Genomic DNA, 19,371 nt, shown 5'->3' on the forward strand with positions numbered 1-19,371 from the left:
TAAAGTTAACTGTATTAATATATACTCCTCAGTTTGTATATTCTGTATAAAATTTAAGTAGCTTAAGTAATGGATAAAAAAGTGCTATTAGAACTAAGTAATGGATTAAAAATCGAGCTACCTGTATTAAGCGGAACAACAGGTCCTGATGTGTTAAATATCAAGGATTTATATAAGATGACAGGATTATTCACTTACGATCCAGGGTTTGTTTCTACAGCTTCATGCTCTTCTACAATTACATTCATTGATGGAGATGAAGGAGTTCTTAAATATAGGGGACATAATATAGCTGATTTGGCAGAGAATAATAATTTTACTGCTGTGATTTATTTATTGCTCTATGGTGAATTACCCAGTTCAGAGCAACACAAAAAATTTCTTCTCAAAATACAAGAATCATCCAAAGTATCAGAGCAAGTTACAAATGTAATTAAAGCATTTCCAAAAACTGCTCACCCTATGTCAATCTTAGTTGCATGTTTTGCAAGTTTGTCAGCATCTTACCATGAAAAGCATGGCAACAATATCAATGGTGAAGATCTAGATTTTGGAATTTCTGCAATAGCGCAAGTTTCCACAATTATTGCAATGATTTATAGGCATATCAACAATCAGGAATTCATAAATGCTAACAATGAATTAAGTTACAGTGAAAATTTCTTAAAGATGATATTTGGCGATGCTGTTGATAATGATAAAAGCACCCTTTTTGCAAAAGCTCTGGATAAAATATTTACTCTCCATGCTGATCATGAACAGAATGCTTCTACGGCGGCTGTCAGATTGGTGGGATCGGCTGGTTCTAATCTGTTTGCAAGCCTCTCTGCAGGAGTTGCTACACTTTGGGGACCAGCACATGGTGGAGCTAATGAGGCAGTTATAAATATGCTAAAAGAGATAGAGCAAAGTGGAGATATAGATAAATTCATCGAAAAAGCTAAAGATGATAAAGATCCATTTAAATTGATGGGATTTGGACATCGTGTTTATAAAAATTATGATCCGCGCGCGCGTATATTGAAAGGCGCTTGCCATGAGGTTCTAAGTAAACTAGAACAAAATAATGAACTGCTTAAAATTGCAAAAAAACTTGAAGAAATAGCTTTAAAGGATGAATATTTTATTGTGCGTAAGTTATATCCAAATGTTGATTTTTACTCAGGTATAATAATGAATGCTATCGATATTCCCTCAAATATGTTCACGCCTATTTTTGCACTTGCAAGAACCACTGGTTGGGTTACTCAGTGGTATGAAATGATAAATGATAAAGAAACTAAGATCTGTAGACCAAGGCAACTCTATTTTGGTAAATAAATTTATTTTCACTTCATTAGACTTCTTGCATAACCCAAACTAAGTAGAAAAAAGGTGTCATCCGAGTAGCTGACACTGGTTCCTTTACGACGGAAGTGTCCAGAGGTGTCATTCCAGTCTGGAATCCAAAAAAAAGGATGGTGTCATTCCGTATCCGTTCAGCCAATGGCGTCAACTTAAGAACTTTCATTAGCAAACTCTCCTAAAGACATGATGGCGTTTAGGCTTATCTACTTTATTGCGGCTGTCCCGGTCGGATTTTAACTTTAGCGCGTATACTTAAAAAGGGCTTGAAAGTTTTTTGGTGCAATAAGTACCTGATAGAGTTTCTGTCTCATTACACTAAATAAAACTGAAAAATTTAAACGATACTCAGATGTATGGTCCCAGAGAGTGATGGTATACTATCATCATCATTTAAGGAGTCATTATGGGACAGATATTACATGGGTGCGCCAAAACAACACAGACGATTCGTAGAGCAATACAAAATAGAAAAGAGAGCATAGCAAAACTCTCCAAGCATTATAACCTTAATCCAAAAACTATTATTAAGTGGAGAAAACGTTCATTTACGAAAGATGCTGATATGGGTCCAAAGCATCCAAGATCAACTGTTTTAACGCTAGAAGAGGAAGCTATAATAGTTACATTTCGCAAGTATACACTACTGCCACTAGATGATTGCCTTTACGCTCTGCAGTCTACAATTCCGCATTTGACTCGCTCTAGCTTGCATCGTTGTTTACAAAGACACAACATTAGCAGATTACCAACTGTTGATGGAGAAGTTAAGTCAAAAAAGAAATTCAAACAATATCCTATCGGTTACTTTCATATTGATATTGCTGAAGTTAGAACTGAGGAGGGCAAATTACATTTGTTTGTTGCTATTGATAGGACATCCAAATTTACCTATGTTGAGTTGTGTAACAGTGCTACAAAACCCATAGCTGCTGAGTTCTTACGTAATTTGATTAGAATTTTACCGTATAAAATCCATACTATTTTGACAGATAACGGTATACAATTTACAAACCAGAAGCGTCATAAGTATGCTTTCCAACATATATTTGATAGAGTTTGCGAAGAGAATGTTATTGAACATCGTTTGACAAAAGTTAGCCATCCTTGGACGAATGGGCAAGTCGAGCGTATGAATAAAACTTTAAAGGATGCTACAGTTAAGAAGTATTACTATCAATCGCACCAGCAACTTAAAGAACACCTTTATAACTTTGTTATGGCTTATAATTATGCAAAGAGACTCAAAACTCTTAAGGGTCTTACTCCTTATGAATTTATATGTTATCAGTGGACACAGTCTCCAGAATTATTTATACTAAATCCACACCATCACACTCTGGGACCATACATCTAACATTGAAACAAGATTCCAGTGTCAGCTACTTGCATGACATTGTTGGTTAATGTTTTATGGCTTTACGATAGCTATACAACTTATCTTAAAAGCAATATAGTGTTTACTATACAATGAATCAAAGATAGTAAGTAAAGTCTATGGAATTTCAAATCGCTACACATTTTCAACCGGCTGGGGATCAACCACAGGCAATCGATAGCTTAATTGCAGGGCTAAATAGCAATAAAAGAGATCAGGTTTTGCTTGGAGTTACTGGTTCTGGGAAAACTTTTACTATGGCAAATGTTATTGCAAGGACAAACAGGCCTGCATTAATTATGGCACACAATAAAACTTTAGCAGCACAGCTTTATGAGGAAATGAAAGGATTGTTTCCCCATAATGCTGTTGAATACTTCATTTCTTATTATGATTATTATCAACCTGAAGCCTATTTACCACAAACTGATACTTATATCGAAAAAGATTCTGCAATTAACGAAAGAATTGAGATGCTGCGTTATTCCACCGTCTGCTCCCTTTTGGAGCGCAGGGATACGATCGTAGTTGCCAGTGTTTCCTGCATATACGGTCTTGGTTCGCCTGAGAGCTACCGCAGCATGATCATACCGCTTAGTGTTGGAAATAAAATTCGTATTAATGATTTCCTGAGCAACTTAACTGATCTTCAATACAAGCGCTCTGATGCCAGGTTTGAGAGAGGATACTTCAGAGTGCGCGGCGATATTGTTGATATATTTCCTTCCCATTATGAAAATAAAGCTTGGCGTTTATCGTTATTTGGCGATGAAATAGAAGAAATTTCTGAAGTTGATGCTATAACGGGCAATGTTACCAAAGGCGTAAATAAAATCACCATTTTTCCAAATAGCTATTACATAACCCCGCGTGAGGCTTTGTTGCAGGCAATTGAACTAGTCAAAAAAGAGCTGCATGAACGCTTGGATTATTACTACTCGCAAAACAAGATTGTTGAAGCAAAGCGCCTCGAGCAACGCACTAATTTTGATATCGAAATGATGAGAACAACAGGAATATGTAAAGGTATTGAAAATTATTCGCGTTATCTCTATGGAATGGAAGCTGGGGATCCACCGCCTACTTTGTTTGAATATTTACCCAAAGAAGTAATTTTATTTGTTGATGAGAGTCATGTCACCGTTCCTCAGGTTGGTGCGATGTACAGTGGTAATGAGGCGCGTAAAAAGAAATTGATTGACTATGGCTTCAGGCTCCCTTCCGCTTTTGATAATCGTCCATTAAAATTTGAAGAGTGGGAGGGAGTTAGGCCGCAGACTGTTTACATTTCAGCCACTCCAGGAAAGTATGAGTTGGCAAAGACCAATAATGTATTTATAGAGCAAGTTATCCGTCCAACAGGGCTTACGGACCCAATCTGCATTGTAAAACCAATAGAGAGTCAAATTGATGATGTAATTCATGAGGCACAAGTGACAATAGGGAAGGGATTTTGTGTTTTAATCACTACATTGACGAAAAAAATGGCTGAAAATTTAGCTGAATATATGAGTGAATTGAATATGAAAGTGAGTTATTTGCATTCTGATATTGGTGCGCTGGAGAGAATAGAAATTATATGTAAATTAAGATCTAAAGAAATCGATGTTTTAGTAGGTGTTAACTTGCTGAGGGAAGGTCTTGATATTCCAGAGTGTGGGTTGGTTGCAATTTTGGATGCTGATAAAGAAGGATTTTTGCGATCGGAAACTTCATTAATTCAAACGATCGGTCGTGCTGCGCGTAATGCTGAAGGTAGAGTAATTTTGTATGCAGATAAAATCACTGGTTCTCTGGATCGTGCGTTAAAAGAGACCGAAAGAAGAAGAAAAAAACAAGAAGAACATAATATATTGCATAATATTGTCCCAAAGACTATAATAAAACCTATATCAAACACCTTACAGGAGAGGGCAATAGCAGAACCGAAAGTAAATACTAATAAGGATGATTTGAGAAAGCAAATGATAGAGCATGCTGAAAATTTAGAATTTGAAGAAGCAGCAAGAATAAAAAAATTATTGTAAGGTTAAATAACACATGATGTAATGTGCATAGTATAAAAATGTAAATAATTTGTATCCGTTCAGGAGAGTGGTTTAAGAAACAATAGATAGGAGATTTTGGAAAGGATTGAGACCCCTTTGTTTCCAAGTTAAGTATAATGAAATTATCCGCTCAAGGAATGTATTTCCCCGCTTTGATTGTGTAAAATATGAGTTTTTGCGATAAACGACATAATGCCGAATTTGCCGTTCAGCGTGGTTATTTGTCAGCGGAATATTTTCTGGGTCATCTAAAAATTTCCACATCATTCTTTCAGATCTCAGAACATTTTTTGCAACTCGAGAGGCTCCAATTGCTTCAGGTAAACGAGATATCTCCTTCAAGTAATACTTTGTACGTTTTCTTAATTTTCTGGCACGTCTGACAAACCTCAAAACATCTATCTCACTTTTTAGTAAAGCTTTTTTTAGTGCAAATAATTCAGTGGCCACGTTTCTCAAGTAACAACCCAGAACTTTAACTTCAATATTCCAACTATGTGCTAATCTTTCAAAATCTCTTGATAAATGTGCCCAACAGATTTGCCTGTTTTTATCGGCAAAATAATTGTATGCTGCATACCTGTCAGTTATTACCAAGCTATTGCGATTGCAGAATTTACTATTTTGTAAAACTTTCATTCCTCTTGACTCTGTAAATTTTACAAAACTTGCCGTATTGCTTGCAAACATCCAACACCAAGCGAGTTTACCTTTGTTATAATGGCTCGTTTCATCAATATGTAGAACTTTACTCCTACTTATCTCTTGTTCGATCTGCTCATACATTTTTTTGCATTTTGAAGCAACTCTATGTTCACTATTTGATATGCTACCGACGCTTATGTTCAAATTGAAGATATCATTTACGACACTCGCTATTTCGCGTTTTGAATTTTTGTAGAATCCGCTGAACGCTGCAATTATTGACTTAACCCTTGGACCAAATGTATCTGGCGTAACACCTTCTGGTAACTTGCTACTTCTTCTCTTTCCGCATCTCCGACAACGGCCATGTTCTAACTGATATTCCACTACATAAGGCTTGATTTCTGGAAGATCAACTTTCTGATGAATATATGGTTTTTCACATATTGCAATTTCTCCTCCGAATTCGCAAGTATTAGGCAACTCTATCTTTACTACTTTATCTGCATCCATGTTGGCGCGAAAACTTCCTTTATGACCAACCTGACCGCCAATATTCCTTTCGCTTTTCGGCTTATTCTTTTTTATTTTATACAACTCTTTGGAACTTGGTATTGATGAATTTTTTGAGCTTAAACCGAGTCTTTCTCTTAACTCAGCATTTTCTATCTTTAAAGCCTTATTTTCTGCTTTTAAACTTTCATTCTCTTTTTCCAATCTTTCTATTTTTGCTTCTAACCTTTCTATTTTTTGCTGTAAATTTTTGCAAAGTTCTAAAAGGTTTACCATATTACTTCACTTTTGCTCTATGATTATCTTCTTAGATCACCTTGTCTACCTTATTCTGCCACTCCGCTGAACGGATACAGAAAAAGCTTACACAACCTTGTGCAATACCCTATTTAACCTCAAGGCAACAGGTAACCTGAAATTAAATGGTAACCAATCGACCTTTCCTAATTTAAATGATAAACCAACTATGCTTACACGCCCAATGATATTTTCCATTGGTACAAAACCAACTTCAGGAAACCTGCTATCCAAAGAATTATTTCTATTGTCTCCCATAACAAAAAATTGATCGTTAGGTACATAATAAACCGGAGTGTTATATGATAGCTTATTAGAAATGTTATCTACCAAAATCTCATGCTCCTTGCCACTTAAAAGCGTTTCTATATACCTTGGTATGTTACGATTCGACTCATAATCAAAAAAACTTTCAATTTGCCTTCGCTCTACTTTCTGATCATTTAGGTATAATTCTCCCTCTATCATTTGCACTTTGTCACCTGGTGTTCCTATTACTCGCTTAACAAACCTGATGCTGTCATTTCTTGTGGGTTTGAAAACTACTATGTCGCCACGCTTTGGAGGGGTATAAAAAATCCTGCCGCTAAAAATGTTTGGAGAAAATGGAAAGGAGTGTTTACTGTAACCGTATGAATATTTACTAGTAAAAATGTAATCCCCTTCAAGTAGGGTGCTTTTCATTGAACCAGAAGGTATATGAAATGGCTCGAATAAAAAACTACGTATTGATAGCACAATCAACAGTAAAAAAAACAATGAAGATAAAAATCTTCCCGCTCTTATCACCCAGTTTTTGCTTAGTTCTTCCAACTTTTCCAACTTTGTTTTTCTTATAGATTAAGCTTATTATAATACATAAATTAAAAAATGGTAATATGAAATTTTACTTGTGAATGTTATTCCTCTATTCAAAACAATTTTGAAAAGGCGGTTCATTTCTTTCAACGGCGTCATCCAAGTAGCGTGACACATAACTGTACGAACATTGCAATTTGCAGGTGGCAGATGAAAGTAGCTGATGCACATCTGTACGAACATTTGCTTTTGTTAAGGTAATATGGTGTTATGAAAGTAGCTGACACTGGAATGGCTTTGTTGCATCGCTACTTATGAAAGGCTAACTATAGTTAGGATTATAAGCAACCTATTGAAAATCTTGTTTTTTTGCAATCAATCTGATCAAATTTAAGAATAGTAATTTGTTATTTATATTAATAAATTTAATTCTATTGAAAATAGCTAAAGCATTGAAATTCTTGAATTTTAGCCGGATTGGTAAATGGTAGTGAAATTTCTTTTACTCAAATTTAGGTATTCATTGACCGTTCTTGTTATAAATACCAGAATAATAAGCTACTGATATTCGCTATCTTTTTTATCTTTAATCCATCATAGCTAGCGATGCAACAAAGCCCACTGGAATCCAGGTTGTAACCGTTCACGGATTGTGAGAATGAATAAAGAACTAAGCAGTCGTAACTTTTGGAAGGGATTTTGGCCATTGAGACGTGATGTCAAAAATATCGACAACATTCTTTCCACAAATCTTTCTCCATGTTCCGACCAGGTGAAAAAGCTGTTTTTACGATAGCCGTCTAATTTGCCGTTCTGCAAGGTTGTTGATTGACTTCAGGCTTTCGTAAAAACTTCCACACCATATCCTCGGCCTTAACATCTTAATGGCCATTCTCAAACCATTTACAAGCCTTGTCATTTCATGCCCCCCCTTTTTGCATTAGTTGTGTAGCATCTTTTAATATTAGCAAGGCCTATAATAGTGCAACACTGCCTTACGTATTGCCAATCCAAATTCTACTTGCTGTAAAATAACACAATCTGCTACATCGCTGCTAATCTCAATCCCTCTGTTTATTGGCCCTGGGTGCATAACAATCGCATCTGGTTTTGCGTATGATAGCTTTTGTGAATCAAGTCCATACAAATAAAAATATTCTTTCTCTGAAGAACTATTATTCATGCGCTCTTTCTGCAATCTCAAAAGCATAATTACGTCAGCATCCTTTATACCTTCAATTAATGAATAATGGACTGAATCTACTTCAGGAAAATGCTTACAAATCAAAGTTGGTGGTGCGACCAAGTTTATCTCTGCTCCAAACATTTTTAGCAATCTTATATTTGATCTTGCAACTCTACTGTGCAGAATATCTCCACATATCACAACTTTGAGGTCCTTTATTTGCTTTTTGTGATTGCTGATTACAAGATAGTCTGCAAGAGCTTGAGTTGGATGTTCACTACTTCCATCGCCTGCATTGATTAGCGAGCAGTTAACATACTTTGCCAGTGTATTAATGATACCACTACTTTTATGCCTGATTATTATGTAATCAGGATTCATTGCATTTAATGTTTTGATCATGTCTTTTAGATCTTCTCCCTTGTTAATAGAAGAAGATCTTATTGGCAAAGTTACAACATTTGCTCCAAGGCTTTTTGCTGCTATTTCAAAAGACGCAAGTGTACGCGTTGAATCTTCAAAGAATAAATTTATTACTGTCTTATTTTCCAAGATATGACTATTTGCAACTTCTTTTTTAAGGTACTGGTTGGCCAACTTAGTTATATTTTCTACATCATCGACTGTAAGGTCTGAGATGTTTAACAAATTCCTTCTCTTGTTCATAGTTTCCTTTTCAACTATTTGAACCTATTCTACTTTCTTATTACCTTTTTTCAATAGACTTCTTGTGCAGCAATTGTTTTGGTGAAAGAACGGAAAAAGATAGTAAAGTCAAAATTAAGTTAGAAGGAAGAAAAAGTTCAGCGAGTCAAGAGTAAGGTATATTAGCATAAATCTTTCATCCCAATGTTTAGTGGCGCTGGGGATTACTTCCACTTACACTCATCCGCTATCATAACAGCCTCAAAAAGATGCTTCTCAAGTTCACTTAGAGGCAAATCACTTTGTGAATAATTTCCCCAAGATTTTAGTATATCGGAAGTTTCAACGCCTTCAATAATAGGATATTCTTGGTTTTTTTTAGCGTATAACTCTTGAGCCTGCTTGCTTACTAAAAATTCCAATAAGACTATAGCATTTTCCCTGTTTTTTGCGTTTTTTGTTACTGCTGCACCACTGATGTTTACCATTACACCGTGATCGTTGCGATTAGGAAAAAAAGCCCCTAGCTTGTCTGCAACATTCTTTTTATTTTCTGATGAAAGAATTCTCGCAAAGTAGTAGCTGTTTACTATTGCAACATCTCCCTCACCCGCTGCTACGGCGTAAATTTGATCAGTATCACCACCACTTGGTTTTCTTGCCATATTGCTCACAATTCCGCTTACCCATTCTTTCGTCTTTTCAAAACCATTATTTGCAATCATAAAAGCAATTAACGATCTGTTATATGGACTTGTAGAAGAACGCACTAATATTTTTCCTTTCCATTTTTCATTTGCTAAATCTTCATAAGTACTTAAGTCCTTAGGGTCTACTGACTCTTTATTGTAAACCAATATCCTAGCTCTTTTTGTAAGACCAAACCAATAATCTTCACTGTCTCTAAATCTTGCAGGTATAACACTTTTTAAAACCCCTGAATCTACTTGAGATAAAAGTCCTCTTTTTTTTGCTAGAATTAAGTTGATTGCATCAGCAGTCAAAAATAAGTCAGCTTCACCACCGTTTTCCATTCGTGAAAGTAGCTGAGAATAATCATCAATGATGTAACGTACTTTAATACCTGTATTTTTCGTGAATTCATCAAACAAAGTACGTACTAATTCTTCTTTGCGCGATGAATAAACATTTACCACTTGTGAGTCATTAGTTCCGTCGTTTCTGTATAAATAAGTAATAACTATCAATATAATTGCTATTAAGGATGTGAATATAAAGGCTTTTTTCATATTGGATAAAAAATAACTTCTTTCAGTTAAAGTTACCAAGATGGTACAACTTTAGCAAGTGTAAAGTTCGTTAGATAAATCATAAAAACTTCCTTGACAAGCTTCGCCAGCCCCCTTATTATAACACTGAAGCTATTTATTTATCTTCGCAATCTCTGCAGTGGATTAATGACAAAAAACTTAATGTATTTGGCGTAAATCATGCTTAATTTTTTGCACTATGTGCACCTTATGTCTTTATAAAATTTCTAGGTTTTTACCTAATATAAGCTGAAATGCGCTATTTAAAACATTAAAAAACGCCAACTTAAAAAATGGATAGTGAATAACTAGCTACCCTAGGGTTTCTTTTGCCTTTTTTTCTGTTTAGTAAATTGTATCCGTTCAGCGGAGTGGTAGAATAAGGTAGACAAAGCAAGATAATAAAGATAATCATAGAGCAAAAGTGAGGTAATGTGGTAAACCTTTGAGAACTTTGCAAAAATTTACAGCAAAAAATAGAAAAACTGAAAGCAGAGATAGAAAACTTAAAAGCAGAAAATAAAGCTTTAAAGATAGAGAACGCTGAATTAAAGGAAAGGCTCGGTTTAAATTCAAAAAACTCATCCCTGCCCAGCTCAAAAGAGCTATACAAAATAAAAAAGGACAAGCCAAAAAGCGAAAGGAATGTTGGCGATCAGGTTGGGCATAAAGGAAATTTTCATGCCACAATGGAAGCGGATAAAGTAGTAAAAATAGAGTTGCCTAATATTTGCGAATGCGGAGGAGAGCTTGTAATATGCGAAAAACCTTATGTTCACCAAAAAGTTGATCTTCCGGAAATTAGGCCTTATGTAGTAATTGGAACATGGTCGTTGTTGGAGATGCAGAAAAAGAAAAAGTAGCAAGTTACCAGAAGGTGTTACGCCAGATACATTTGGTCCAAGGGTTAAGTCTATAATTGCAGCACTCAGCGGATTTTACAAAAACTCAAAGCGTGAAGTGGCTAGTATCATAAATGACATTTTTAATTTGAACATAAGTGTTGGCAGCATATCAGAGGTTGTCCACAAACCAGTAAATCAAGCATATTCCCTACTTAACATAACTTTACTCATAGCCAGATATATGAAACTTTCAGTAGATGTTGTAAGTAAATCGTACTCCTTTGATAGCCTTCTATTTCTATTGATCCAAGCAAAAGTCCTCTCTACCACCCACCTTCTCGGCTGTACTGAAAATCCAGGATCCCGTTGTGGCAATAGTTCTAGTGGTGTATCTTTATGCACCCAAAACCTACATGGAGGCCTTTTGACAATTTCAATATCTATCCCATATTCTCTCTTTACGTAATCCTTTAAATCTTTTCCTTGGTATCCCATATCAGCCCACATTTTCTTAATATTGCTGTATTTTTCCTTCATATTGTCCAATGCCATCTTCACCCCATCTCTGTCATTTTCGCTTGCAGCTCCTACATAGCAACCAAGCACAAATCCTTGAGTATCTGTGATTATATGTCTTTTTCTCCCCTTTACCTTTTTCGCACCATCATAACCTTTGCCCCCCCTTTTTCCGTGGTTTTTACCGATTGACTGTCCACTATGCATGCGCTCGGCTTCCCATTTTTGACCTACTATATTTAGTGATATCATAGTTCATTTTCTCAAAAATTCCCTGCTTTTTCCATCTTCTAAACTGTTCATGCACAGCCTTCCACGGCGGAAAATCGTGTGGTAAATAGCGCCATTGACATCCTGTGCGCAGTATATAAAGAATTGCATTTACTATCTCACACTTACTGTATTTTGGTGGCCTTCCTCCTTTCTTGTACGATACTCTGAAGTGTTTTTCTATTCTTGCCCATTCCCTTTTACTTAAATCTGTTGGATATTTTTTCCTCATCTCTTACCTCAATATTCTTTCTTTATATACTACGTATTCCTTGGTTTGTGGACAACCTCTAAGAAGTCTAATAGCAAATTTTTAAGTTCCTCTTTAACTCTTTAACCAGCGGGCTCGCATGAGGAGAGGAGAGTAAAGGTCCTCTTCCATAGATATCTTCACACTTTTTTCTTCTTCTGTAGTTGGCGGATGAGTAAGAAAGTGAACCTTTGGTGCACCACTAATTATTGCCATCGGTGTTTGCTCTGCCCCTTCTCCCATAACTAAAACAGCAGATGTTGCCAGTGCATCAAGAAGATTGACTTGTGTTACTTGCAGTGGTTGATTATAAAGATCTGGCTTGCCTATATAGGAATAAAGTGGTTCAAATCCACACCAACCAAGAGCAACGCCCGTAACCCCAAGGCGCATAGGTGTTATGTTACTATCTGTAATCAAAATACCAAGATGTTTTATGCAGTGTTTTGTCTTGAGATAGTTCCATATTGATAGAGCTGTTTTCTGAACATCCTTTGGGTATAAAATATACATTTCATTACCATTTGATTCATCAATACCAGCAGATGGAATTAAGATATTGTCTTTGATTGTTAAATAGATGCCGTAAGAATTATGGTCTACATCAACAATTGCATCAGCTTCTCTTTTGATTAGCTCTTCTTTAGAACAAGCAGTTTTGCAAACCACTTGTTTTTGACAAATAGAAATGATTTTTGATGTGATAGCAAGAACAACTTCCTCTCTTAGCAACTCTGAAACATAGCAATCAAGAACCTGCTCTAATACTTCTCCACATTCAATGCGGTGGGTATAAATTGCTTCAACATGCATATTAACGTGTCAGCTTGCATATAGTATAATCTTTTGTTTGAGCAAGAGCGGTTTTATACCATCCATCAAGAAGTGTTAAGTTGAAATATACATCACCTTTATAAAGTCTGTGAATTTCTGTTATGATAAACTCTGAAATTAGATCATACTCCAAAAAAAGGTGCGCTATTTGTGCTCCACCAATCATGAAGACTTTAGAACTACTTTGGATTGACAAAAACTCTTGCATAGAAGAAATAATAGTGCATTTTACTCCTCTGTTAAAACAAGAATTTAATTTGTTACGAGAAAAAACAACAGGGATACGATCCTTCAATATGTTTTGAGGCATAGTTTCAAATGTTTTTCTTCCCATAACAATAACTTGTTTGTCAGTCACCTGACGAAAATGATCTAACTCACTTGGATAATGCCAGGGCAATCCATTATTTATTCCAATTACCCCCTTGGGATCAACAGCCATAATTCCGATAACTAGCATCCCTGTAAAGCAGCTTGAGCTACAAAGAATCGCATGTGATCACGCACATTATGCACTCGAAGGAAATCAACCTTGTTGTGCAATGCAGATGATAAAGCAATTGTTTCTAAATCTCGGTTAAAGACAGGTTCTGTAGAAAAAGAAGAAATAAATGACTTTCTAGAATGACCAACCAGAACTTTGCAGCCAAAATTTTGTAACGTTTCTATACTGCGTAAAATCTGGATATTCTGGTACATAGATTTGCCAAAACCAATACCAGGATCAATAATGATCGAGCTTTGATCAAAACCTAGAGCTAGTAATCTATTAATGTTCCTTTCTGCCCAATTACTTATGGTATCAATTGGATCAATGTCACTTGGGATAATGTTGTCACTATGTGGTGGTATGGAGAGTGAATGCATAATAACGATACTACATCCACTGCTAGCAATCGCTTTTAAGGTATTATCATCTAGATCTCCCTTCTGATCGTTTACCCAGGCAATGTTGTAGTGCTCCAAAACGTTCAAAATAACATCTGGCCAGAAACTATCAATGCTGACTTTAATGTCACCAACTTTCATATATTGATTAAGGTCATCAAGCACTGGTTTTAAGCGTGCATACTCTGCTTTTGGAGTTTGTATTGAGGAGCCAGGTCTTGTTGATTGAGCACCAAGTTCAACTATGCTTGCACCATCTGATAACAGCCGCAGTGCCTGCTTGGTTGCTTGATCTGCATCATAATAAAGACCACCATCTGAAAATGAATCAGGAGTAATATTGACAATACCTATAAGCTCTGGTGAAAGCGTAAAACTCCTTAAAAAGCAATCCTTAATGTTAGGGTTAACAGTACCAAACGTTTTGTTAACTACTGCCATGGGACTCAGCATTGCCATCAAGTGAAGCAAAAATGGTCTGTTTATCAATTCTGGGTGAGGAATCTTAAGGTAGGGTGTATCAAGTGTCAGGTCATCCCATAACAAAATATCCAAATCAATAACGCGAGGTGCCCATTTTTCATAGACCTGCAGACGGCCAATGTCACATTCAATTTGTTTAAGGCCCTTTAACAGCTCTTCAGGAGAAGAAGAACAACTTCCATACACAACCATATTTAGAAATGGCCTGTCCCACCCAGGTGGAGCATCATTTGGTAAAATAGCCTTAGTTTCCAGAATAATTGAAGATTTTAAATTTTTAAAATAGCGTTCCTGCAGTAACTGAGCAGCCTTTTGTAAATGGGAAAAGCGATTCCCCATATTTGAGCCAATAGAAATGTAAATCATTCCTGCAACGCATTACGATAAGTAAAGAAAACACCTCCATGCACACTGGGGACAGGTGGTGCAACTTTGTGAATAGTTACGCCTATAGAAGAAATAATAAGCTTTTTTTGCATCACAAGGTTATTAATGGTCCTGTATATATCATGAGTTAAATGCTCGATTAAGTTGAATTGCTTGCTTTGAACGAGAGATTGAATACTCTGAACTACCTCCAAGTAGCATATAGTATCCTCAAGCCGGTCAGTTGTAAGTCCTAAAGGGGGGGATTTAAAGGTAAAATCAATATTAACACTAACTAATTGAGAATGATACTTCTCTTCTGCACTATAACCTAAATGAACCCAAAGCCGTAAGTCAGATATAAGAAGATTACATGCAGACATTGCATTCCAACATCACTGAGTTTAAGCTACTTACAACTACTAACACACGCTAGCATTCATCATTCCATCAAGAAAACCCCACAAGAGCCTTGCTCCCTTTTGAGCACCCTGCATAACTTTATCTTGCTCTTTTTCATCTAGATCTTCAATAAGATTTGCACATTCCTCAGAATGCCATTCATCAGCATGCATATGGACCGTAAAAAATTGAAGAGAACGCTCATCACTTATTGAATAGTGTTTTTTTAAACCTTCAATTTTAGACTTAGAAACCTCTGGAGTTTGACGTTCATAAGCATAAAGTGCACCCAAACCGGAAGCAAAATCTGATCGTACAATATCAAAGTAACCGTCAACTAATTCTTGTGTCTCCTTAACTTGTGCATCTTCAAGAAGATCAGACCGTGCTACTCCAAGTCCTTCAGCAAAACGCTTCCATAACTCTGGATGATTTTCATCACCTTGTTCTTCTTCTATCAAATTACCAAGCAAAACCTGTCGCATTTTTAGATCTGGGCACAAAAAATGTATACCACTGATATAACGAGGAAACGCAGCAACGTGGTGATAATATTCTTTAGCATAGGTTTGTAAAGCTTGCAAGCTTAAGCTTCCTGTATTCCATGACTGGTAAAATGGATGATTTAGTAAGTGCAATTCATCTAACTTGTTATTTAGAGACTTAGTAAATTCCATCATTTCCCCCATTACATTAATATATAGTTCATATACTATAGCTTTCTCATTGTTACGATCATGCTAAGATCAATACAATGGTGGGATTGGTAGGACTCGAACCTACGGCCAATTCGTTATGAGCGAACTGCTCTAACCGACTGAGCTACAATCCCTTTTATCAATATTTATAATACACACAAAAGCAAATTTGTCTATTAGCTTATTTCACTATCAACCCAACTTGACAAATCATTTGTTGCACCAATTTTGCGTGCAATTTCCTTACCATCTTGAAATATGATTAAAGTGGGTATAGATTGCACTCCATACTTACTTGGCACTTCAGTCCCTTCATCTATGTCGAATTTGCAGATCTTAATCTTGCCTTTTCTGTCTTTAGCCAATTGTTCGATACGTGGCATTAGACTTTTACATGGCCCACACCATTCTGCCCAAAAGTCTATCAGAACAAACCCTTTATAGTCAGTGACTTCAGATTTGAAATTTTGATCATTTACCGATGTAATATCATCACTCATAAAATACCTAAATTTTTGTAAAATATAGCGTATCCATTAGCAGTTAATCAACTAAATTCTTACCGCAGAGCTTGAAAAATTGCCCTAAAGTGTTTTGCACAAACAAAAAACTTCTATTACATCTGGTGGTTAAAGATATCCACGTTTTCCCAACCCATTAAGTCTAACTCAATACGAGTAGGAAGAAATTCAAAGCACTTTTGGGCCAATTCTTTTCTATTTTCACGTTCCAGCATTAAGTCTAGCTTTTCCTTTATCCTGTGGAGATACAAAACATCAGATGCAGCATAACTTTTTTGTTTGTCTGTTAAATTTTCATTTCCCCAATCAGAAGATTGCTGCTGCTTATTTAGTTTGGTATCAAGCAGCTCTAAGCACAACTCTTTTAAGCTATGATTATCTGTGTAAGTACGAACTAAACGTGAAGCTATCTTTGTGCAATAGCACGGAAGTGCCCAAGTTTCCAAGTAATAACGTATTATGCTTACATCAAATCGCGCGAAGTGAAATATTTTAGTTATATTTTTATCCTCTAATATTTTTCTCAAATTTGGCGCTGTATAATCGTTCTTGAGTTGAACTAAGTGAGCGTTGCCATCATTAAAAGAGAGCTGCACAAGGCATAATCTATCTCTGCTATGAAGTAGCCCCATTGCCTCGGTATCAACAGCTATAGACCTTATATCATCTGGTATTGAACTAGCTGGCAAGTCGTCTTTATATAAAAATATTCCCATAAAATTAATACATTTTTTGGCACAATTGAAAACCTATGATAATCAAAAATGAGTCTTAAGTATACGAAAAGATCATAGAAGGAACCACGCAAATTTATGGGCTCTCACATTTTTCGTGTACACGGGGTTTACAAATCGCTGTATATGCCTATAATTAAGTAAATTTAGGTTAATTTAATTGCGGGAGTAGCTCAGTTGGTAGAGCGCAACCTTGCCAAGGTTGAGGTCGAGGGTTCGAACCCCTTCTCCCGCTCTTTGCTTTCAAAATCATTTCGTCAAAAATCCCTTGACAAACTCCGCCAGCCCCCTTATCATGAAACTGAAGCTATTTATTTATCTTCTCTGTACAGATTAAATGACAAAAAAACTCACGTATCTGGCGTCCCATGTTTAATTTTTTGCACTATGTGCACCTTATGTCTTTATAAAATTTCTAGGTTTTTACCTAATATAAGCTGAAATGCGCTATTTAAAACATCAAAAAACGCCGATTTAAAAAATGGATAGTGAATAACTAGCTACCCTAGGGTTTCTTTTGCCTTTTTTTCTGTTTAGTAAATTTCTTAATGTTTATAATTTAGATTAGTTGCGGCTTAAAAGCAACTAAATCGCGGTTATTAAGCGTTTAGAATAAAAAAACGCCATACTTGAAAGTATAATGTAAGTAATTAGCCAACCACGGGGCTTCTTTTGCCTTTTTTTCGTTTGGTAAATTCCTTAATATTTATAGCTAAGAGAGCCCAAGAGAGGTGTCATTCCAGCGCGTGACGCTGGAATCCAAAAAAAAGGATGATGTCATCCCAGTCTCACGCACTGGAATGACATCGTTTACTATGTGATATCGTGCCATATTGCAATGTTTGTACAGTTGTGGAATGAATCACGGTATGACGTAGGGCTATGCTAGTATAGGTACATTATATGAAGAAGTACTAGCGTTGGGAATATTAGAAAAAAAATAGTATCCGTTCAGGAGAGTGGTTTAAGAAACAATAGATAGGAGATTTTGGAAAGGATTGAGACCCCTTTGTTTCCAAGTTAAGTATAATGAAATTATCCGCTCAAGGAATGTATTTCCCCGCTTTGATTGTGTAAAATATGAGTTTTTGCGATAAACGACATAATGCCGAATTTGCCGTTCAGCGTGGTTATTTGTCAGCGGAATATTTTCTGGGTCATCTAAAAATTTCCACATCATTCTTTCAGATCTCAGAACATTTTTTGCAACTCGAGAGGCTCCAATTGCTTCAGGTAAACGAGATATCTCCTTCAAGTAATACTTTGTACGTTTTCTTAATTTTCTGGCACGTCTGACAAACCTCAAAACATCTATCTCACTTTTTAGTAAAGCTTTTTTTAGTGCAAATAATTCAGTGGCCACGTTTCTCAAGTAACAACCCAGAACTTTAACTTCAATATTCCAACTATGTGCTAATCTTTCAAAATCTCTTGATAAATGTGCCCAACAGATTTGCCTGTTTTTATCGGCAAAATAATTGTATGCTGCATACCTGTCAGTTATTACCAAGCTATTGCGATTGCAGAATTTACTATTTTGTAAAACTTTCATTCCTCTTGACTCTGTAAATTTTACAAAACTTGCCGTATTGCTTGCAAACATCCAACACCAAGCGAGTTTACCTTTGTTATAATGGCTCGTTTCATCAATATGTAGAACTTTACTCCTACTTATCTCTTGTTCGATCTGCTCATACATTTTTTTGCATTTTGAAGCAACTCTATGTTCACTATTTGATATGCTACCGACGCTTATGTTCAAATTGAAGATATCATTTACGACACTCGCTATTTCGCGTTTTGAATTTTTGTAGAATCCGCTGAACGCTGCAATTATTGACTTAACCCTTGGACCAAATGTATCTGGCGTAACACCTTCTGGTAACTTGCTACTTCTTCTCTTTCCGCATCTCCGACAACGGCCATGTTCTAACTGATATTCCACTACATAAGGCTTGATTTCTGGAAGATCAACTTTCTGATGAATATATGGTTTTTCACATATTGCAATTTCTCCTCCGAATTCGCAAGTATTAGGCAACTCTATCTTTACTACTTTATCTGCATCCATGTTGGCGCGAAAACTTCCTTTATGACCAACCTGACCGCCAATATTCCTTTCGCTTTTCGGCTTATTCTTTTTTATTTTATACAACTCTTTGGAACTTGGTATTGATGAATTTTTTGAGCTTAAACCGAGTCTTTCTCTTAACTCAGCATTTTCTATCTTTAAAGCCTTATTTTCTGCTTTTAAACTTTCATTCTCTTTTTCCAATCTTTCTATTTTTGCTTCTAACCTTTCTATTTTTTGCTGTAAATTTTTGCAAAGTTCTAAAAGGTTTACCATATTATTTCACTTTTGCTCTATGATTATCTTTTTAGATCACCTTGTCTACCTTATTCTGCCACTCGCTGAACGGATACAATAATTTTATTGAT

The 19,371-nt window shown here is 36.0% G+C and carries 16 protein-coding genes, 2 tRNA genes and 3 pseudogenes; 5 read left to right on the forward strand and 16 right to left on the reverse strand.

The features are described from left to right. Positions 1–69: 69 nt before the first annotated feature. Positions 70–1,320 carry a citrate synthase gene (locus AAGD74_RS00920; RefSeq protein WP_077188600.1) on the forward strand — a complete coding sequence of 417 codons (1,251 nt, stop codon included), beginning with the start codon at positions 70–72 and terminating at the stop codon, positions 1,318–1,320. A gap of 189 nt (positions 1,321–1,509) precedes the next feature. Here the strand turns inward: AAGD74_RS00920 and AAGD74_RS00925 are convergent. Beyond that, positions 1,510–1,706: pseudogene (locus AAGD74_RS00925) on the reverse strand (IS4 family transposase); the annotation flags it as partial. A gap of 44 nt (positions 1,707–1,750) precedes the next feature. Here AAGD74_RS00925 and AAGD74_RS00930 point away from each other — a divergent pair. Both AAGD74_RS00930 and uvrB read left to right on the forward strand, forming a co-directional pair. Next, entirely contained in the window at positions 1,751–2,701 is a 951-nt protein-coding gene (locus AAGD74_RS00930; RefSeq protein ID WP_338482200.1) for an IS481 family transposase, read from the forward strand. Between the two features lie 140 nt (positions 2,702–2,841). Further along, positions 2,842–4,749 (forward strand): excinuclease ABC subunit UvrB, encoded by a 1,908-nt coding sequence (gene uvrB, locus AAGD74_RS00935; RefSeq protein ID WP_341810672.1) that lies wholly within the window; start codon positions 2,842–2,844, stop codon positions 4,747–4,749. Positions 4,750–4,821: 72 nt separating this feature from the next. Here uvrB and AAGD74_RS00940 read toward each other — a convergent pair whose 3' ends face one another. The 5 genes from AAGD74_RS00940 to AAGD74_RS00960 form a co-directional block, all read right to left on the reverse strand. Next, the gene (locus AAGD74_RS00940; protein ID WP_341810574.1) at positions 4,822–6,204 is read right to left on the reverse strand and encodes an IS66-like element ISWen3 family transposase; all 1,383 of its coding nucleotides are present in this window, start codon (positions 6,202–6,204) and stop codon (positions 4,822–4,824) included. 87 nt (positions 6,205–6,291) lie between these two features. Continuing rightward, positions 6,292–7,038, reverse strand: coding sequence for a signal peptidase I (lepB, locus tag AAGD74_RS00945; protein WP_338482834.1), 747 nt, complete (start codon positions 7,036–7,038; stop codon positions 6,292–6,294). A gap of 772 nt (positions 7,039–7,810) precedes the next feature. Then, entirely contained in the window at positions 7,811–7,942 is a 132-nt protein-coding gene (locus AAGD74_RS00950) for a hypothetical protein (protein ID WP_255317428.1), read from the reverse strand. 45 nt (positions 7,943–7,987) lie between these two features. Then, positions 7,988–8,875, reverse strand: a complete 888-nt coding sequence (locus AAGD74_RS00955) for an aspartate carbamoyltransferase catalytic subunit (RefSeq protein WP_006280416.1) — start codon at positions 8,873–8,875, stop codon at positions 7,988–7,990. 203 nt (positions 8,876–9,078) lie between these two features. Continuing rightward, the gene (locus AAGD74_RS00960) at positions 9,079–10,104 is read right to left on the reverse strand and encodes a Fe(3+) ABC transporter substrate-binding protein (protein WP_006279947.1); all 1,026 of its coding nucleotides are present in this window, start codon (positions 10,102–10,104) and stop codon (positions 9,079–9,081) included. Between the two features lie 497 nt (positions 10,105–10,601). On the opposite strand from AAGD74_RS00960, the pseudogene AAGD74_RS00965 reads away from it, so the two are divergent. Then, positions 10,602–11,149 (forward strand): annotated as a pseudogene (locus tag AAGD74_RS00965) (DUF6444 domain-containing protein); the annotation flags it as partial. Between the two features lie 16 nt (positions 11,150–11,165). On the opposite strand, the pseudogene AAGD74_RS00970 reads toward AAGD74_RS00965, so the two are convergent. The 9 genes and pseudogenes from AAGD74_RS00970 to AAGD74_RS01010 form a co-directional block, all read right to left on the reverse strand. Further along, positions 11,166–11,988, reverse strand: a pseudogene (locus AAGD74_RS00970) (IS5 family transposase). Between the two features lie 93 nt (positions 11,989–12,081). Then, positions 12,082–12,819, reverse strand: coding sequence for a putative folate metabolism gamma-glutamate ligase (locus AAGD74_RS00975; protein WP_338482543.1), 738 nt, complete (start codon positions 12,817–12,819; stop codon positions 12,082–12,084). 1 nt (position 12,820) lies between these two features. Next, positions 12,821–13,300 carry a dihydrofolate reductase gene (locus AAGD74_RS00980; protein ID WP_006279286.1) on the reverse strand — a complete coding sequence of 160 codons (480 nt, stop codon included), beginning with the start codon at positions 13,298–13,300 and terminating at the stop codon, positions 12,821–12,823. Beyond that, positions 13,294–14,577: a dihydropteroate synthase gene (folP, locus tag AAGD74_RS00985; protein ID WP_077190481.1), complete on the reverse strand. Its 1,284-nt coding sequence runs from the start codon at positions 14,575–14,577 to the stop codon at positions 13,294–13,296. Before folP ends, AAGD74_RS00980 begins: the two co-directional genes overlap by 7 nt. Beyond that, positions 14,574–14,960 carry a dihydroneopterin aldolase gene (locus AAGD74_RS00990; RefSeq protein ID WP_007548841.1) on the reverse strand — a complete coding sequence of 129 codons (387 nt, stop codon included), beginning with the start codon at positions 14,958–14,960 and terminating at the stop codon, positions 14,574–14,576. Before AAGD74_RS00990 ends, folP begins: the two co-directional genes overlap by 4 nt. A 39-nt stretch (positions 14,961–14,999) precedes the next feature. Continuing rightward, positions 15,000–15,656, reverse strand: a complete 657-nt coding sequence (locus AAGD74_RS00995) for a CADD family putative folate metabolism protein (protein WP_077188312.1) — start codon at positions 15,654–15,656, stop codon at positions 15,000–15,002. Between the two features lie 78 nt (positions 15,657–15,734). Continuing rightward, a tRNA-Ile gene (locus AAGD74_RS01000) sits at positions 15,735–15,811 on the reverse strand. A 42-nt stretch (positions 15,812–15,853) separates the two neighbouring features. Continuing rightward, on the reverse strand, positions 15,854–16,177 hold the full coding sequence (gene trxA, locus AAGD74_RS01005) for a thioredoxin (RefSeq protein WP_006279168.1): 324 nt from the start codon (positions 16,175–16,177) through the stop codon (positions 15,854–15,856). Positions 16,178–16,293: 116 nt separating this feature from the next. After that, positions 16,294–16,914, reverse strand: a complete 621-nt coding sequence (locus AAGD74_RS01010; RefSeq protein WP_010962900.1) for a ribonuclease D — start codon at positions 16,912–16,914, stop codon at positions 16,294–16,296. Positions 16,915–17,094: 180 nt separating this feature from the next. On the opposite strand from AAGD74_RS01010, the gene AAGD74_RS01015 reads away from it, so the two are divergent. Continuing rightward, positions 17,095–17,167 (forward strand) — tRNA-Gly (locus AAGD74_RS01015). Between the two features lie 729 nt (positions 17,168–17,896). On the opposite strand, the gene AAGD74_RS01020 is transcribed toward AAGD74_RS01015, so the two are convergent. Continuing rightward, the gene (locus AAGD74_RS01020; protein WP_341810574.1) at positions 17,897–19,279 is read right to left on the reverse strand and encodes an IS66-like element ISWen3 family transposase; all 1,383 of its coding nucleotides are present in this window, start codon (positions 19,277–19,279) and stop codon (positions 17,897–17,899) included. Positions 19,280–19,371 lie beyond the last annotated feature (92 nt).

It is taken from the genome of Wolbachia endosymbiont (group A) of Campoletis raptor (genome assembly GCF_964026755.1).
GTDB lineage: Bacteria > Pseudomonadota > Alphaproteobacteria > Rickettsiales > Anaplasmataceae > Wolbachia > Wolbachia pipientis.

Excerpts from the sequence above, each read along its gene's own strand:
- folP (WP_077190481.1), bottom strand. The coding sequence starts at position 14,577 with ATGATTTACATTTCTATTGGCTCAAATATGGGGAATCGCTTTTCCCAT.
- AAGD74_RS00980 (WP_006279286.1), bottom strand. The coding sequence starts at position 13,300 with ATGCTAGTTATCGGAATTATGGCTGTTGATCCCAAGGGGGTAATTGGA.
- AAGD74_RS00960 (WP_006279947.1), bottom strand. The coding sequence starts at position 10,104 with ATGAAAAAAGCCTTTATATTCACATCCTTAATAGCAATTATATTGATA.
- uvrB (WP_341810672.1), top strand. The coding sequence starts at position 2,842 with ATGGAATTTCAAATCGCTACACATTTTCAACCGGCTGGGGATCAACCA.
- AAGD74_RS00920 (WP_077188600.1), top strand. The coding sequence starts at position 70 with ATGGATAAAAAAGTGCTATTAGAACTAAGTAATGGATTAAAAATCGAG.
- AAGD74_RS00975 (WP_338482543.1), bottom strand. The coding sequence starts at position 12,819 with ATGCATGTTGAAGCAATTTATACCCACCGCATTGAATGTGGAGAAGTA.
- AAGD74_RS00940 (WP_341810574.1), bottom strand. The coding sequence starts at position 6,204 with ATGGTAAACCTTTTAGAACTTTGCAAAAATTTACAGCAAAAAATAGAA.
- AAGD74_RS01020 (WP_341810574.1), bottom strand. The coding sequence starts at position 19,279 with ATGGTAAACCTTTTAGAACTTTGCAAAAATTTACAGCAAAAAATAGAA.
- AAGD74_RS00950 (WP_255317428.1), bottom strand. The coding sequence starts at position 7,942 with ATGACAAGGCTTGTAAATGGTTTGAGAATGGCCATTAAGATGTTAAGG.
- trxA (WP_006279168.1), bottom strand. The coding sequence starts at position 16,177 with ATGAGTGATGATATTACATCGGTAAATGATCAAAATTTCAAATCTGAA.
- AAGD74_RS00990 (WP_007548841.1), bottom strand. The coding sequence starts at position 14,960 with ATGTCTGCATGTAATCTTCTTATATCTGACTTACGGCTTTGGGTTCAT.
- AAGD74_RS00995 (WP_077188312.1), bottom strand. The coding sequence starts at position 15,656 with ATGGAATTTACTAAGTCTCTAAATAACAAGTTAGATGAATTGCACTTA.
- AAGD74_RS01010 (WP_010962900.1), bottom strand. The coding sequence starts at position 16,914 with ATGGGAATATTTTTATATAAAGACGACTTGCCAGCTAGTTCAATACCA.
- AAGD74_RS00955 (WP_006280416.1), bottom strand. The coding sequence starts at position 8,875 with ATGAACAAGAGAAGGAATTTGTTAAACATCTCAGACCTTACAGTCGAT.
- AAGD74_RS00930 (WP_338482200.1), top strand. The coding sequence starts at position 1,751 with ATGGGACAGATATTACATGGGTGCGCCAAAACAACACAGACGATTCGT.